Annotated in this window: 15 protein-coding genes; 10 read left to right on the top strand and 5 right to left on the bottom strand. The window is 42.9% G+C overall.

Annotation, left to right across the window (positions count from 1 at the left end; translation table 11 throughout):
- Nucleotides 1-32 precede the first annotated feature (32 nt).
- Nucleotides 33-290, bottom strand: coding sequence for a sulfurtransferase TusA (gene tusA / locus LZZ98_RS08860; protein WP_237787530.1), 258 nt, complete (start codon nucleotides 288-290; stop codon nucleotides 33-35).
- Nucleotides 291-490: 200 nt separating this feature from the next.
- On the opposite strand from tusA, the gene LZZ98_RS08855 reads away from it, so the two are divergent.
- Nucleotides 491-1,330, top strand: coding sequence for an HlyC/CorC family transporter (locus tag LZZ98_RS08855; protein WP_086174068.1), 840 nt, complete (start codon nucleotides 491-493; stop codon nucleotides 1,328-1,330).
- On the top strand, nucleotides 1,327-2,886 hold the full coding sequence (gene lnt, locus LZZ98_RS08850) for an apolipoprotein N-acyltransferase (protein ID WP_237787529.1): 1,560 nt from the start codon (nucleotides 1,327-1,329) through the stop codon (nucleotides 2,884-2,886). The genes LZZ98_RS08855 and lnt overlap by 4 nt, the downstream gene beginning before the upstream one ends.
- A 196-nt stretch (nucleotides 2,887-3,082) precedes the next feature.
- Here lnt and LZZ98_RS08845 read toward each other — a convergent pair whose 3' ends face one another.
- The 3 genes from LZZ98_RS08845 to gspF form a co-directional block, all read right to left on the bottom strand.
- Nucleotides 3,083-3,418, bottom strand: a complete 336-nt coding sequence (locus tag LZZ98_RS08845; RefSeq protein ID WP_237787528.1) for a hypothetical protein — start codon at nucleotides 3,416-3,418, stop codon at nucleotides 3,083-3,085.
- 286 nt (nucleotides 3,419-3,704) lie between these two features.
- Complete coding sequence (gene gspG, locus LZZ98_RS08840) at nucleotides 3,705-4,139, bottom strand: type II secretion system major pseudopilin GspG (RefSeq protein WP_086174071.1); 435 nt, start codon at nucleotides 4,137-4,139, stop codon at nucleotides 3,705-3,707.
- Between the two features lie 79 nt (nucleotides 4,140-4,218).
- On the bottom strand, nucleotides 4,219-5,424 hold the full coding sequence (gene gspF, locus LZZ98_RS08835; RefSeq protein ID WP_237787527.1) for a type II secretion system inner membrane protein GspF: 1,206 nt from the start codon (nucleotides 5,422-5,424) through the stop codon (nucleotides 4,219-4,221).
- A 152-nt stretch (nucleotides 5,425-5,576) separates the two neighbouring features.
- Between gspF and LZZ98_RS08830 the strand changes: the two genes are divergently transcribed.
- From LZZ98_RS08830 to LZZ98_RS08795, 8 genes are all read left to right on the top strand, one after another.
- Complete coding sequence (locus LZZ98_RS08830; RefSeq protein WP_237787526.1) at nucleotides 5,577-7,799, top strand: primosomal protein N'; 2,223 nt, start codon at nucleotides 5,577-5,579, stop codon at nucleotides 7,797-7,799.
- Between the two features lie 59 nt (nucleotides 7,800-7,858).
- Nucleotides 7,859-9,700 (top strand): monovalent cation:proton antiporter-2 (CPA2) family protein, encoded by a 1,842-nt coding sequence (locus LZZ98_RS08825; RefSeq protein WP_237787525.1) that lies wholly within the window; start codon nucleotides 7,859-7,861, stop codon nucleotides 9,698-9,700.
- Nucleotides 9,701-9,750: 50 nt separating this feature from the next.
- On the top strand, nucleotides 9,751-10,626 hold the full coding sequence (hslO, locus tag LZZ98_RS08820) for an Hsp33 family molecular chaperone HslO (RefSeq protein WP_237787524.1): 876 nt from the start codon (nucleotides 9,751-9,753) through the stop codon (nucleotides 10,624-10,626).
- A 214-nt stretch (nucleotides 10,627-10,840) separates the two neighbouring features.
- On the top strand, nucleotides 10,841-11,296 hold the full coding sequence (locus LZZ98_RS08815) for a DUF2147 domain-containing protein (RefSeq protein WP_237787523.1): 456 nt from the start codon (nucleotides 10,841-10,843) through the stop codon (nucleotides 11,294-11,296).
- Nucleotides 11,297-11,742: 446 nt separating this feature from the next.
- On the top strand, nucleotides 11,743-12,204 hold the full coding sequence (locus LZZ98_RS08810; protein WP_237787522.1) for a DUF2147 domain-containing protein: 462 nt from the start codon (nucleotides 11,743-11,745) through the stop codon (nucleotides 12,202-12,204).
- Between the two features lie 142 nt (nucleotides 12,205-12,346).
- Nucleotides 12,347-13,312: a DnaJ C-terminal domain-containing protein gene (locus tag LZZ98_RS08805; RefSeq protein WP_237787521.1), complete on the top strand. Its 966-nt coding sequence runs from the start codon at nucleotides 12,347-12,349 to the stop codon at nucleotides 13,310-13,312.
- A 10-nt stretch (nucleotides 13,313-13,322) separates the two neighbouring features.
- Entirely contained in the window at nucleotides 13,323-13,661 is a 339-nt protein-coding gene (locus LZZ98_RS08800) for a chaperone modulator CbpM (protein ID WP_237787520.1), read from the top strand.
- A 93-nt stretch (nucleotides 13,662-13,754) separates the two neighbouring features.
- Complete coding sequence (locus LZZ98_RS08795; RefSeq protein WP_237787519.1) at nucleotides 13,755-14,012, top strand: YdcH family protein; 258 nt, start codon at nucleotides 13,755-13,757, stop codon at nucleotides 14,010-14,012.
- 99 nt (nucleotides 14,013-14,111) lie between these two features.
- Here LZZ98_RS08795 and LZZ98_RS08790 read toward each other — a convergent pair whose 3' ends face one another.
- On the bottom strand, nucleotides 14,112-15,347 hold the full coding sequence (locus tag LZZ98_RS08790; protein WP_237787518.1) for a magnesium transporter CorA family protein: 1,236 nt from the start codon (nucleotides 15,345-15,347) through the stop codon (nucleotides 14,112-14,114).
- Nucleotides 15,348-15,593: the final 246 nt, after the last annotated feature.

Genomic DNA, 15,593 nt, shown 5'->3' with positions numbered 1-15,593 from the left:
GGCTTTGAGAAAGAAACTGACTCGAAATCCCTCTAGCCTTTCTTGACTAAATAATGAAATTCTTTATTACCTGCTTCATCTAACACTTCTTCTTTTAATAATAATTCATGGCCTAAATGCATACAGAATTTTGGAATATCCCAAGAAGTTGAATTATCTGTCGCAAACACTTCAACCACATCGCCAGACCTCGATTTACGAATCGCCTGATGCAGCATCATCACGGGTTCAGGACACCGTAATCCACGGGTATTTAATTGAATGCTTGGAATGACAGAGGGTTCAGACATCAGAAAACTCAGGTTTAAAATCTGCAGTTATTTTAGCATAAACATAAACACCCTGTGATATGCAGGGAAATGAAGAAAATAGTCTCTTTTTCTGACTCAATTGCCTATGGATTAGATGAATATTAGCGATAGACAACTGTATTTTCTACGGTATGATTAAAATTACATTTTTTAGATATTAAGCGTCTTTAGGAAAGATCATGCACGAGGAATCAGGCCCGTCGTGGGGCATGCGCGGCTTACGCAAATGGCTGGGTACAGCACCCGAAACTCGCGACGAACTGCTAAAATTAGTACAAGATTCACGTCGTTTTTTAGAACCCGATACGGTTGCCATGCTTGAAGGTGTGCTTGACCTTCCAGCAACCAAAATTCGTGAGGTCATGACTCCGCGAACTGCCATGATCAGCTTACAAGAAGATGATCAGCTGTTCGATATTCTGCATGTGCTAGTTGAATCTGCCCATTCACGTTTTCCTGTTTTTTCATCTGATCAACCGGATAATGTGGTCGGGATTTTATTGGCCAAAGACCTACTGCCATTTCTGACCGAGCCGACATCCAAAGTGGACATTCGCGCACTCATGCGCCAACCCCTATTCGTGCCAGAAAGTGCCCGTTCTGACCAGGTCATGCGGATGTTGAAAAACACCCAGACCCATATTGCTGTGGTGATTGATGAATATGGCACTACTTCAGGCCTAGTCACGCTAGAAGATATTCTGGAAGAAATTGTCGGTGAAATTGAAGATGAACACGACAAGGTGGATGAAGAAGCCCAGTACATTATTCCCGATAATGACCCGCACACGGCGAATACATGGCTTGTTCAAGCACTTACACCAATTGAACACTTTAACAATGTTTTAGATGCTGATTTTTCCGATGATGAAGTAGAAACTGTCGGCGGTTTATTGCTTCAAGAAATGGGTTTAGTCAGCGATTTACAAGGTCAAGTGATTGAACTTGAAAATTGGGAATTCACCATTGTAGAAGCAGATGCACGTACTATTCATCTGATTCGAGCTGTCCGTAAATGAGAACTTACTTTGATAAGCTGTTAAATTCATCTCAACAACAAAAGCAGCTCCCTTTTATTTATCCTTTTTTAATTTCGTTATTTTCAGGTGCCATGTTCAGTTTTGCGCTGGCACCTTATTATTACTGGTGGTTGGCACTACTGTCTCCAGCCCTGCTCTATGCTTCACTACGTAAACGCTCAGCAAAGCAAGCTTTTGGCATTGGCTGGGCCTATGGCTTTGGTTTATGGTTTGTTGGCGCATTTTGGCTGTATACCTCAATCCACGTTTATGGTGATACCAGCTCTTTTGTCAGTGTACTGATGATTGCTTTTATGGCCTTGGTGATGGGCTTGTTTACCGCATTGCAAACTTGGATCTATCGTCGCTTTTTCCCGGAAACACCGCTGACTTTTGCGCCGCTTTGGGTATTCTTTGAATGGGCAAAAACCTGGGTATTTACCGGTTTCCCTTGGTTATTTGCAGGGTATGCGTTTACCGAGCGCTTCCTAGATAACTATGCGCCACTGTTTGGGATCTTCGGTGTCTCGTTTGTAGTGATTATCTTAGCCTGTGCGCTGGTGGAAATACTGAATAAACGCATGTTCTGGATTATCCCTTCAGCCCTGATACTGCTGGGCGCTTGGGGTGCTTCCTACCTTCAGTTTGTGGAACAAAAAAATGAGAAGCCGCTTTCCGTTTCATTAATTCAGGGCAACATTCCACAAGACCTGAAATGGCTGACAGAGTATCAAGTCAAAACCTTGATGATCTATGCCAATTTAAGCCGGACTGAATGGGGACGCGATCTGATTGTCTGGCCAGAATCTTCGATTCCTATGTTCCAGACCGATATCGAACCTTTCCTCGATGCCATGAAAGTTCAGGCAGAAAAATCTGGAACGGCTTGGGTCACCGGCCTTCCTTATTGGGATTTGAAAGAATCTAAAACTGAACAACATCCAATGTACTACAACAGCATTATGGCAATGGGTGATGAGTCTGAAGGCCTATATAAAAAGCAACGTCTGGTTCCTTTTGGTGAATATGTGCCTTTATCTGGCTGGCTCAGTTGGGTACTGCCGGCATTGCAAAATGACCCTTCCATGAGTGGTTTTTCTCGTGGTGCCCTCGACCAAAAACCATTAGACGTAAAAAATCATGCGCTGGGTGCAGCCATCTGTTATGAAGTGGCTTATCCGAACCTGACCCGTCGTAATGCCAGTCAAAGCGATTATCTGGTCACTGTCTCTAATGATGCCTGGTTTACCGGCACCGCTGGCCCTTGGCAACATTTACAAATGGTGCAAATGCGCGCCAAAGAAAATGGCCGCTGGTTTATTCGTGCCACCAATACCGGTGTCACTGCATTTATTGATCATCACGGGCATATTGTAAAACAGGCACCCACCGATCAAACCGCGATTCTTCGTGGCGAACTGCCTGCAATGCAAGGTGAAACCCTCTATATGCGCTTAAGCGACTGGCCCGTACTGATTGTGTCAATCTTGCTATTACTGCTGGGTTGGCGCTTCCGTCCGCGTAAGGTAGATGTGTCGTTTAAATCACGACGTTAAGGCATACCCTGAACGAGCTTTAAAGCATTGCTTTTAAAGAGAAGGCAAGTGAAGGGTAGAGAGAGGACTTTTGAATTTCTCCTCTCCCTTGCGGACTTAGGATATATTCTGAGGATTCTCATCTCCCACAGGGAGAAGGAAAAAAAGGTAATAAAAAAACCGAGGCATTAACCTCGGTTTTTTTATTCAATTGGTTTTATAACTGGGTGACCAGATAGGACACCATGACAGTTAAAAACAACATAGGAATATAGCGATAAATTTTTACTACCATGTGTTCTAAAGCTGAAGTCTGTTGTTGTTTTAAGTTGAGTACCGTCGCTTTTAAGGCAGACCAAAAACACAATATAAATAATGCACTCAATACACTGATTGCAAAAAAGCCCACCATAATCTGGCTACTTCCTTCGGTTGCATTCCATAAGGTTAAAATGCCCTGACTCATGGGAAGCAAACTCAAAATTAAAAGAACAGACTTGAGCATTGCCCAATGAAATTGGTTAATTTCATCCGATATTATGAATGCTTTCATTCCATTCTCTCCGACAAAACCTTTGCCATTCAGAACATTATGCAAGCTTTTGAATAAATAGAAAGTCTATTTCCATTCACATATAATCATTATTGTAACTATCAAATATGGGAATAATTCTTATTATAACTCTCAAACAGCCAATATTATATAATTTTAATTAAATTCAATAACTTAATATATATTTATTTATAATTAAGATTTATTATCACTTCACTTAGTATTGAATAGCCAGATAAAGTGAAGTGATATATTTTATATCCTTAAAATAATTAAGGATTTTTAATTAAGGCTGATAATAAATATCGGCATCTGTACCTTCACCGCCTTCTTTACCATCGGCACCAAAAGAATATAAATCGAATGGACGGCCTTCAGCACCGGGAATCACATATTGAATATCATTATCCCAACTGTCTTTTGGATAACCACCTTTAACATAACCACCCTGCATCCAGTTTTTTGCCGAAGCCGGCTGATTGACCAAAGCATCTAAACCACCATCCTGCATGGACGGGTATTTACCGTTATCCAGTTTATATTGATCTAACGCTCCGGCTACCCCTTTTAAGGTAATGGCTGATGTATCCACCTTGGCTTTTTCACCACGCCCCATAACATTAGGCACAATGAGGGCAGCCAATACCCCTAAAATCACAATCACCACCATCACTTCAATCAAAGTAAAACCAGTCTGCTTATTAAGTTGATTCCGTTTCATTCAATTTCTCTCATTCATCTTGATACTTTAGAAAGTCTAATTCGCTTTCAACTATTCGAAGAATTTACCCTAGTTCTATTTAAATCATATTATTCATATTCACGATTGGCAGCATCACCGCAATAACGATTACCAGCACGATACTGGCCATCAATACCAACATGAGCGGTTCAAGCAGAGCCAGCAAAGTTGAAATGAGGGTGGTCACTTCCCGATCCTGCATGGTCGAGGCACGTGCCAGCATACGGTCCAGTTCCCCAGAGGCTTCACCACTTTTGATCATTTGTACCATCATCGGTGGGAAATAACCACTACGCTCCAGTTGCGTGGCCAGGTTGCCGCCTTCGGTAACGCGTTCGGCTGCCAGGTTAACAGAATCACGGATGACCCAGTTATTACTCACTGCAGCGCCAATTTTAAGCGCATCTACCAAAGGCACCCCAGATTGGGTCAAAATGGATAAAGTACTGGCAAAACGGGCGGCATTGATACCACGTGATAATTTACCCAATAATGGCAATTTCAGGGTTAAGCGGTCAAATGCATAATGTCCGGCTGTGGTTCTTAAAAAGCGTAGCAGCCCAGTAAAACCCACCACACCCGCGACCAGTAAAAATGGCCATGCTACCCGTATAAAGTCGCTGGCTTTCATTAAGGCAACCGTGATCCAGGGCAAGGCATCTTTACTCTGGTCAAAGGTCTTGACGATATCGGGAACGACATAGGTCATCAGCCCCATCACAATCGCAAAGGACATCAGCATCAAGATAATGGGATAAATCATCGCGCCCTGCACTTTCTTTTGCATGGCAAAGCGGTTTTCGGTGTAATCTGCTAACTGATCCAGAATTAAATCCAGATGTCCTGAGCGTTCACCGGCGGCGATGGTCGCGATATATAAATCCGGTAAACGCCCTGCTTGCTGCAAGGCATTGGCCAGTGAATGCCCTTCCATGACTTTTGAGCGCACTGACATCAACAGGTTCTGTACATGCGCTTTTTCACTTTGTTTGCCCACAGCCCGCAGCGCTTCTTCTAAAGGAATCGCCGCTGCCACCAGAACCGAAAGCTGACGGGTAAACAAGGCCAAATCATAAGCGGTAATTTTTTTCTGAAACCAGCGGGTGGAATTTTGCTTATCTTTTTGCTCGACCGGATCGACCGTCACAGGAATAAGCGCTTTATCTCTCAGCTGTTGACGGATTTGACGTGCAGAATCACCCTCTAACACGCCTTTTTGCTGCTTCCCTGAAGCATCAATGGCAGTAAATTGATATGCAGGCATTGTGATGCTCTAATTTTCTAAAATTTGCTTCAGCGCTGTTGCGTCTGACCACCAAAATCATTCATATTCTTAGATATTCATGATTTGCTCACTCTAACATAACTCGACCTTTAGCACGACGAAATTTGATCAGGACCATTTGACCCTTATTTATGCCAAATACACCATCGACTCCAGCCGACATTTATCGCATTCGTGTTGCAGTACCCGTACATATCTATGACTGCTTTGACTATACATTGACTGCTGAACAATACCAGCAAGCCGAAGTGGGAGCGCGTGTTGCGATATCATTTGGACGGCAAAATCTGGTCGGGATTATTGTTGAAAAATTAACGGCCGACACCCCGATTGATCCGCGTTTTAAGCTTAAAGCCATCACCGAGCTGTTAGATAAGCATGCTCTTTTAGATGCCAAAGTTTTAAATTTATTGATCTGGTCCGCTCAATATTACCAATTTCCGATTGGAGAAGTTTTTCAGAGCGCCTTACCGACATTTTTACGTCAGGGCAAACCCTATAATTTATTGGCACGGCTATGGAAAGTGCTGGATTTGCATGCCGAAGACAAGCTGACGCGCTCTGAAAAACAGCAACAAGCGTATAAAGTTTTAAAACTGCATCCTCAAGGCACCACAGAAAATATTTTAAATTTGGCCGGAATTGAGACAGCGACACTCAAAGCTCTGGAAAAAAAAGCCATTGTGGCATGCATTCTGGAACATCAGGATTTTCGCCCGCAACCGGTCACACTGGCGCAAATGCCATTAACAGCAAATGAAGATCAGAAGAAAGCCATTCAACAGGTATTGAAAGCACAGAAAAAATATCAGGCTTTTTTGCTGGATGGTCTGACCGGTAGCGGTAAAACTGAAGTCTATTTACAGATCATGCAAGAGGTGCTGAAACAGGGCAAGCAAGTCTTGGTTTTAGTCCCTGAAATTGGGCTTACCCCACAGACCATTAGCCGTTTCCAGTCACGTTTTCACGGCAATATCGTATTGCTACATTCAGGACTAAACGATTCCAAACGTCTACAAGCCTGGCAAGCGGCACAAACCGGCAAAGCCTCGATTATTCTGGGAACCCGTTCGGCCATTTATACCCCGCTGCCAAATTTGGGCTTGATCATTTTAGATGAAGAACACGACCTTTCATTTAAACAACAAGAAGGCTTTCGCTACCATGCACGCGATGTTGCGATGTATCGGGCTCATTTAGAAAGCTGTCCGATTATTTTAGGTTCAGCTACCCCTAGTATTGAAAGTTATGCACTGGCTGACTCAGGGAAAATGACCCGTTTAGAGCTGAATCAGCGTGCGGGTGTGGCACTAATGCCCAAGATTCATCTGATTGATCTGAAAATTGCCCAAAAGCAAAATGGGATTAGCCAAAGTCTGATTGATGAAATTCAAAAACGTCTGGATAAAAAAGAACAGGTGTTGGTGTTTTTAAACCGCCGTGGTTATGCACCGGTACTGATTTGTGAAAGCTGTGCCTGGCAGGCCAAGTGCCCGCATTGTGATGCCAACTTTACCGTGCATCGACAGCCTTATCAGCATTTGCATTGTCACCATTGTGGCAGCATTCACCGCATGCCCGATCATTGCCCGCAGTGCAAGCATAGCGAATTAAAACCTCTTGGTCTGGGCACCGCCAAAGTGGAAGAACATTTACAACAACTGTTCCCTAACTTTGACGTAATTCGGGTGGATCGCGATTCCACCAGTCGGGTCGGCAGCTGGCAGAAAATCTATGACAAGATTCAAAAAAGTGAACCGGTGATTCTGCTCGGTACCCAGATGCTGGCCAAAGGCCACCACTTTCCTTATGTCACCTTAGTCGCCATTTTAGATATTGACTCCGGCCTGCTTAGTGTAGATTTCCGTGCCACCGAACGCACGGCACAACTGATTGTCCAAGTGGCCGGTCGTGCCGGACGCGGTGAACGCAAAGGTGAAGTCTATTTACAAACCTTGAGACCGGATCATCCTCTACTCAATACCTTAATCCAACAGGACTATCGTCATTTTGTCAAACAGACGCTAAAAGAACGCCAAGCTGCACTACTGCCGCCTTTTCGTTATGCAGTATTGATTCGCTGTGAATCGAAAAGTCAGGAACAGAACCAGGAATTCTTGCAGCAGCATGCTCAAGCTTTAAGACAGGTTTCAGAAAACCTGATTGATATCTGGGGGCCCATTCCTGCCCCGATGGAACGTAAGGCTGGGCGTTATCAGGCACATATGGTGCTGCTGTCACAGGATCGTGCCCGATTACATTTTTATATCCGTACCTGGTGGCAAAATATGTTGCATCAAAAGCCCTCAAGCATGAAACTGACACTCGATATAGATCCTCAAGAATTAAGCTAAATCCGAACTCATGTTTGGTTTAATTTTTTTGCAATTCAAATCAATTCCAGGATGAACTGATGTCGTTACTGTTACAAATCACGATTTTCCTCGGTGCTTCACTACTCTTGGTGCCACTCGCCAAGCGTTTTGGTATTGCCACGGTACTCGGGTATTTGTTTACAGGTATTTTGCTCGGTCCCGGCGTATTGAATATGGCCAGTGACCCGGAAGCCATTCAGGAACTGGCCGAATTTGGCGTGATTTTGTTGATGTTTATTATTGGCCTGGAGCTACGCCCCCAACGGCTCTGGGAAATGCGTAAGTCCATCTTCCTGATGGGCAGCTTGCAGGTCGGGATTACCGGGGTGATTCTGGCCATCCTGACCTTTTTTGCCTTAAACCAGAGCCTTTCTGCCAGCTTTGTGATTGGTATGGCGCTGGCGCTATCCTCTACCGCCTTTGTGTTACAGTTACTGGCAGAAAAACAGCAACTAAATACCACTTTCGGGCAACAATCTTTTTCCATTTTACTGTTTCAGGATATTGCGGCCATTCCGCTACTGGCCATTATTCCACTATTGGCAGGCACCGAATCGACCCATCACGGCATTGCCTATTTTGCTGCAATCATTGCCACCTTTAGCGGTTTGTTCCTGTTTAGCCGTTATATGATGCGGCCATTTTTCCGCTTTGTGGCCAAAAGCGGGGCGCATGAACTGATTACCGCTGTCGGCTTGTTTATTGTACTCGGTGTCGTGGTGCTGATGGATGTGCTCGGGATCAGCACCACCCTGGGGGCTTTCTTAACTGGGGTATTGTTGGCCGACTCCGAATTCAGGCATGAACTGGAAGCCAGTATCGCGCCCTTTAAAGGCTTGCTGCTGGGTTTATTCTTTATGACCGTCGGCATGACCACACAATTATCCTTACTGGTGGATATGCCGTGGCTGATCATTGGCGGTGCAGTGGTTTTAATGCTGGTCAAAAGCGTGACCCTGACGGCCATTGCCCGTTATTTAAACTATTCATGGCGCAACAGCTTGCTGCTTGCCACCTGTCTGGCCCAAGGCGGTGAATTTGCCTTTGTGGTACTTAAAGTGGCCAGTAGTGAAAAAGTACTCACCCAAGCCATGCTTGAGCCTTTGACCTTGATTGTGACCCTTTCCATGGTGCTCACTCCAATGCTGTACTGGATCATCAGCAACTGGATTATTCTGCTTATCGATAAAGAAAAAGCGCCGGTTTATGATGAAATTCCAGATCGCCATAACCCAATGATCATTGCCGGATTTGGGCGTTTTGGACAGATCATTGCCCGTATTGCGCATTTACAGCATCAGTCCTTTACTGCCATTGACAGTAATCTGGAAAAAGTTGATTTCGTGCGGAATTATGGCGGTACTGTATACTATGGTGATGCTACACAACCGGATATCCTACGTTCTGCAGGTGTTGAACACGCCAAGGTTTTTGTTCTCGCGATTGATGATATTGAAGACTCGATGAATGTGGCACGTCATATTCGCTTAAACTATCCTAATCTGAAACTTTTGGTTCGTGCACGCGATCGTCATCATGTGCATTTACTGCGAGATTTAGGTGTAGAACATATCTGGCGTGAAACCTATTTATCGTCTATGGGTATGGCCTATCGAGCCTTGCGTGAATTGGATATCAGTGAAGAAGATGCGTATAAAAGTATTGAACTGTTCCGCGATTACGATGAAAAATTATTGCTTCAGCAACAACGGGTGTATACCGATGAACAAAAGATTTATGAAACCCATCGTAATGCTTTGGCCGAGCTGGAACATTTATTTGAAAGTGATGCGCAGATTCGTCAAGAACCTACTGGCGTCAATTTACAACGTGGCTTAGCACATCAGCGTATTGATGTCACAAGAGATGATAGTAACTAGCTTGTGTTTTACAATATAGACACCATTAACACGGGCTATTGGAGAAATTTATGTCTGAATTACGTCAACGCTTTTATATTGAGAATTGCCCGATTCGTGGTGAAGTGGTCCATCTTGAAAGCGTTTTGCAAACCATCCTTGCACAACGTGATTATCCGCAAGCAATTCAAATTCTTTTGGGAGAAATGCTGAGTGCCACGGCATTACTGGCCAGCACCCTGAAAATTAAAGGCCGGATCAGCCTGCAAATCCAGGCAGCCGGCACGTTCAAATGGGCGATGGCAGAATGTAACCATCGCGGTGAGGTACGTGCATCGGCCGATTATGAAGAAGATCCGCGTTTCTTTCAGGCAGAAAACAGCAGTACAGTGTTGAATGCACTGGTCAGTCCAATCCTGTTTATTAACATTGAACCTGAGTTTGGTGAACGCTATCAGGGCATTATTGCCCTTGAGCACGATACGCTGGCCGGTTGTTTAATGCAGTATTATGATTTATCTGCGCAAATTCCAACAAAAATCGTTTTAGCCAGTACCGCCGAACGCTCTGGCGGTCTGCTGATTCAACTCTTGCCACGCAATAGTGAAGAAGAACAGCAACGGGTCGATGAAGACCTCTGGCCACGTTTGACCATGTTGACTGAAACCTTAAAAGCGGAAGAGCTGACAGAGCTCGAACCCACTGAAATTCTGTATCGTCTATATAATGAAGAAGATGTACGTTTACCCGAAGTCGAGCCGTTGAGTTTTGGCTGTACCTGTTCAAAAGAACGTTGTGCCAATGCACTCATTCAGATTGGGGTGGAAGCAGTACGCGAAACTTTAGAGTTCCAGAACCCGATTACCATGGATTGCCAGTTCTGTAGCACCCGCTATACCTTTACTGCAGAAGAAGCTTTTGGTTTATTTGGTAAACACCTAAGCTAATGCGATTCAAGTAAATAAAATCAGAGTGGCGATAACAGCTGCTCTTTTTTTATCGCCAGATTGAGTAGCGACTTTTCTGTTCTTTTTTATACAAGTTTTATCTACTTGTAATCTAAATATTTTAAAGTAAAATTCCACAGCAAAATAAAGCAGCTCATTTTTTTAAGGCTTTATTTTTACTGAAAAAAAATAAATTAATTATTGGAACCACCACATGAACACAAAAATAATTGTGACTACCCTCTTGCTTCTTGCCTGTCCTTTTATTCAGGCCCAAGTACCTGACTTAGTGGGGACATGGAAAACGATTGATGACAAGACCGGCTATGCCCGTGCTGAAGTCTTCATTAGCCAACAACAAAATGGGACTTATCTGGGGAAAATTGTCAAAGTACATGGTGTTCCAAACCAGACTGCTATTGATCATTGCGAAAAATGCAAAGGCAGCTTGAAAAATGCCCCTTTAATTGGCTTAGCTATTTTGACCGGATTTAAGCAAAACCCGAAAAATAAAAATGAATTCATTGAGGGGCATATTCTTGATCCACTTTCTGGTCATACCTATCAGAGCAAAGGACATCTGAATACCCGAGGCAATGTACTGACCTTACGTGGTTTTATGGGGACCAGTTTGCTCGGCCGAACCGTATCCTGGATTAAAACGGAATAAAACCTGGAAGAAGGTCATCACAAGTTTTGATCTGGCAAATGATTCAGAACTTGTGATCTCCCTCTTTAGCACCCTACGATCTTGCTGGCATTCCTCCTGCTCACCCATTTCATAACTCGATCACCCTGACCTAGAAAGCAAGCAGCAGACAACTCGCTGTGTTGCACATAGGCCAGCGAGCAATCACAGAAAATCTTATATTCTTTTTTAATTTATGGTCTTACTTACTGTGGGATAAAATATAAATGAAAGAAAAGTTCAATATTTCAGCCCTTACCCGGACATTTTTTAAATACGGATTGCTAAAAAACTGGATTTCAGCGCATAACTTATTATTTATGTGATTTATATAACAATTTAATCATTTGATTTTATACCTGTTTGCCGCTATAAATTAGGCGTTTTACTCTAAAATTAAAAAATAGTTCATTCAACAGGGGAAATTAGTGAAGAATTTATATAAAGGGATTTTGACCGGGGTAATTTTAGCTGCTGTTTCATCTTTCAGTTTTGCTGAAAATGATCCCTTGGTGGGCAAATGGAAAACCATTGATGACCGAACCGGTTATTCCCGTGCTGATGTAGAAATCAGCAAAAAGCCGGATGGCACCTACGAAGGGGTCATCGTCGCGACCCGTAATGTACCTGGTACAGAAAAGATGGTAATCTGCTCAAACTGCCCGGGTAACCTAAAAAATAAACCGTTTATTGGCTTACCTTTTATTTGGGGATTTACACAAAATCCGGACAATCCACGCGAATTTAATCATGGTCGCGTACTTGATCCGATTGGCGGCAAAGTTTACAAGGGCAAAGCACGCATCAGTGCCAGTGGCAAGCACTTAAACCTGCGTGGTTATGTCGGTGTATCGGTGATTGGCCGCAGTGTGACATGGATTAAATATTGATCTTATTCATGATTTGCGAAGGTTCCGGTTACGGAGCCTTTTTTGTCATAATTTGAAACAATAAGGCACAGATCAATACTGTTTCAGAACTATGAAAAGCATAATAATGATTAAAACATGATCAATCCCAGATTCCCATTATATGCCTCAAAATCATTATGAAGTTCTTGGCATTAACCGAAATGCCACCCAAGATCAAATCAAAAAAACCTACCGGAAATTGGCTCGAAAATATCATCCCGATGTCAGCAAAGAAACCGATGCTGAAACAAAAATGCAAAGTATTAATGTCGCTTATGACACGCTAAGCAATGAAGAAAAAAAAGCTGAATACGATTTTCAGCTTGATCATCCTGAAGCTTTTTATCAATCTGGAGCACAGACTGGCACAGGAGGTTTTGACCATAACCAATTTTACCGTCAGGGTTTTAACCAGCAGCAGTCCGATTTTAGTGGTTTTGAAGACCTTTTTGGACGTTTTGGTTCAGGTTTTGGCGGAGCCAACTACCAATATCAAAATCAGCAAAGACAGCAACAGCGCAGTTATAAAGGCGAAGACCAACATGCCAGCATAGAGGTTGATCCGGCAATTGCTTATCAGGGAGCCACTCAACAGATTACCTTACAGATTCCGACTTTAAATGCCTATGGCGAGCCGGAGGTTCAACGTAAAACCTTGCAGGTCAAAATTCCTAAAGGCATGAAAGAAGGACAAAATATCCGTCTCTCTGGACAAGGACAAAGTGGCATCAACGGAGGCAAGAATGGTGATCTGTATATCGAGATTCACTATAAAGACACTGCACGGATCCGGGTTGAAGGTGCCGATATTTATTACAACGTGGATATCGCACCTTGGGAAGCAGCATTAGGTCAAGGCATTGAAATATCGACACCCGAAGGTAAAAAAATTCAGGTGAATGTGCCTAAAAATGCCAAAACCGGTCAACAGTTACGACTCAAGGACAAAGGGATTCCAAGCAAGATACCCGGCCATCTCTATCTGGTTTTAAATATCGTGTATCCAACTGCACAAACTGAACATGAACAGCAGGCTTATCAAGCTTTTTCCGATGCTTTTGCAACATTTAAGCCTCGCAATGCTTAAGGAGAACATCATGGCGACTATTCATTATCGTGAAATAATATCTGATGAATTTAATCCTGCAGATGTCATTGATGAACATTACAGTTTTGATTTAAAGCATTTTGCTGATGCGTGTGGGCAAAGTCCGGAATGGGTTTTGCAGTTGCTTGAATACGATATTTTAGACACGCGTCCAGAAGAAAGAATTCATCAATTTTTTGGTGATGATGTTTCGCGTGCACGTCGGGCCTACCGTTTACAACGCGACTTTGATGCCAGCTTTTCTGCTGTGGCAATGATGCTCGACTTGATTGATGAAGTGCAACGATTACGTAAGCAAGTGAAACACTTCAATGTAAAAGATGCTTAAGGCTACTTTTCTGCCTCCAGCGTACCGTTTATATAACAGGTCCGTGGTGGTTATTTTGTTCTGAGATTCAACGCTGGAGAATAATCTAGGCTTATGAAAACCAAAGAATGCAATAAAAAAGTGAAGAGAATGTTTCCTGAATATCAGGAATTGATCCATAAACTACGACATGATGATCCTCATTTCGCAAAAATATTTGAGAGCCATCAGGAACTCGATAAGGAGATTACTCAGCTTGAGCTCAATCCGGTCAATTTAATTAATGATGATATTGATTCTCTAAAACGCAAGAAGCTCAAAATGAAAGATGAAATTTATAAAATTTTGTCGCAGAGTGTTCAGGTGAGCTAATCTTCCAGCAGACTAAAAATGACCAAGACCATTTTGGGGTTTGAATGAACTGACAGGATTGTGCATCAAATATAGCGAGTAGGAATAAAAACTGACCTTTTATTTTAACTTGGTCAGTTTTTCAACTTCTTTCATGGTTTCCTTGACCGATTGCTTAATCGGCTCATAGTTTAAAAACCAGAACAGGTTCACGTGTTGATCTTGATGTTGTTGGGCCAATAAATCAATCACGCTCTTTTCCCCGCGCCCTACCAGATGGCGACGATAAAAATAATAAACCAACAGTATCGTAGTGATCAGCATTACCATCAGCATGCTCCAAAACCCGGTTGGAGATTTTAAACCTGGAATAAATTCAAAGTTCATCCCATACACCCCGGTCAATAAAGTCAGAGGGGCAAAAATTGCGGTGATAATAGCCAGAATACGCATATTTTCATTGGTCTGGTTAGCAATTGCAGAAAAATGCAAATCTATAGCTGCCTGAATGGAGGCACGAAGACGAACCATATGCTTTTGAATCCGGCCCACATGGCTAACCAGATCATCCATCCGCACCAGCATAATATCTTGCCGTTCAGACTTCTTCTTGCCTTTTAAATGGGGGTAATTATCTACAATTTCATCGCGTAGTTCTTGTAAGGCATCAATCTGTTCTTCGCAAAGATTCTCTACTTGCTGAAAAGTCATGCTTTCCTGAAATAACTGATTCCATTTGGTAAATCTGCGATGACCTTGCAGCAATTCTTGCTGCCAAAACTCTACACGCCGGGTCAGGGGGACACGTAAATCTAAATAACCATCTACAATGCTATTCAATAATCGTAAAGCCAGGTCTAAGGGGGTAGTGGAAACTTTGCGTGATTTGCTTTGATCTTGAGCAGGACGGATAAAATTCATTTCAATCCGTGAGATATAATTCTCAACCGCCCGATTGCCTTGTTCACGCACTGTAATGAGCACCTGAGGCGTCATGATAAAGCTAACCGGTGTGGTGGCTAAACCAAACATCTTTTCATGCTGTTCCAGCGCTTGTGCCCCGGTCTTAATATCATCATCAGGTGTAATCAATTTACGAAAAATCAGTAAATCATAATTTTCCATGGTATCGAAGGTACAAGGATGCTCTAGGTTCAAAACATCTTTCAAATGAAACTCGTTTAATATCAGCTGAGTATATTGATAAATTTCTTTTTGCCACTCATCCGCACGGTTCACTACATCCTCCCGGGTGCAATCTATCCATACAAAGACTGGTTCAGCTTCAGTATTTTGGTCTTTTTGTACAAAAATATGCTGTTCAGTAGGATGTTGGTAGAAATAATAAACCTGCATATAAACAATTCTCTGGTGTACTTTCTTATTGTTGGATTGATTGAAGTTTCAATAATTCAAAGCTGCGATCTGGCATAAAATTATGAGCTGCGCGCAAGCGTTAAGCAATAACATACAACTGGATTTGCAAATTTTAAATCAAATTTTCTCTCTGCCCATAAAAAAGCCCTGAGCAAGCCAAAGTCAAAACTTTAGCGAAGCACAGGGCTTTCTTTATAAATATTCACATGGTTAACCCATGTGAAT

This window comes from Acinetobacter sp. SM34 (assembly GCF_022012365.1).
Lineage (GTDB): Bacteria > Pseudomonadota > Gammaproteobacteria > Pseudomonadales > Moraxellaceae > Acinetobacter.
Note: the sequence above shows the minus strand (reverse complement) of the source record. Positions and strands in the feature narration are given on the sequence as shown.

Excerpts from the sequence above, each read along its gene's own strand:
- LZZ98_RS08795 (WP_237787519.1), top strand. The coding sequence starts at position 13,755 with ATGAAAACCAAAGAATGCAATAAAAAAGTGAAGAGAATGTTTCCTGAA.
- LZZ98_RS08790 (WP_237787518.1), bottom strand. The coding sequence starts at position 15,347 with ATGCAGGTTTATTATTTCTACCAACATCCTACTGAACAGCATATTTTT.
- LZZ98_RS08800 (WP_237787520.1), top strand. The coding sequence starts at position 13,323 with ATGGCGACTATTCATTATCGTGAAATAATATCTGATGAATTTAATCCT.
- gspG (WP_086174071.1), bottom strand. The coding sequence starts at position 4,139 with ATGAAACGGAATCAACTTAATAAGCAGACTGGTTTTACTTTGATTGAA.
- LZZ98_RS08825 (WP_237787525.1), top strand. The coding sequence starts at position 7,859 with ATGTCGTTACTGTTACAAATCACGATTTTCCTCGGTGCTTCACTACTC.
- lnt (WP_237787529.1), top strand. The coding sequence starts at position 1,327 with ATGAGAACTTACTTTGATAAGCTGTTAAATTCATCTCAACAACAAAAG.
- LZZ98_RS08815 (WP_237787523.1), top strand. The coding sequence starts at position 10,841 with ATGAACACAAAAATAATTGTGACTACCCTCTTGCTTCTTGCCTGTCCT.
- LZZ98_RS08805 (WP_237787521.1), top strand. The coding sequence starts at position 12,347 with ATGCCTCAAAATCATTATGAAGTTCTTGGCATTAACCGAAATGCCACC.
- LZZ98_RS08855 (WP_086174068.1), top strand. The coding sequence starts at position 491 with ATGCACGAGGAATCAGGCCCGTCGTGGGGCATGCGCGGCTTACGCAAA.
- LZZ98_RS08845 (WP_237787528.1), bottom strand. The coding sequence starts at position 3,418 with ATGAAAGCATTCATAATATCGGATGAAATTAACCAATTTCATTGGGCA.
- LZZ98_RS08830 (WP_237787526.1), top strand. The coding sequence starts at position 5,577 with ATGCCAAATACACCATCGACTCCAGCCGACATTTATCGCATTCGTGTT.
- gspF (WP_237787527.1), bottom strand. The coding sequence starts at position 5,424 with ATGCCTGCATATCAATTTACTGCCATTGATGCTTCAGGGAAGCAGCAA.
- hslO (WP_237787524.1), top strand. The coding sequence starts at position 9,751 with ATGTCTGAATTACGTCAACGCTTTTATATTGAGAATTGCCCGATTCGT.
- tusA (WP_237787530.1), bottom strand. The coding sequence starts at position 290 with ATGTCTGAACCCTCTGTCATTCCAAGCATTCAATTAAATACCCGTGGA.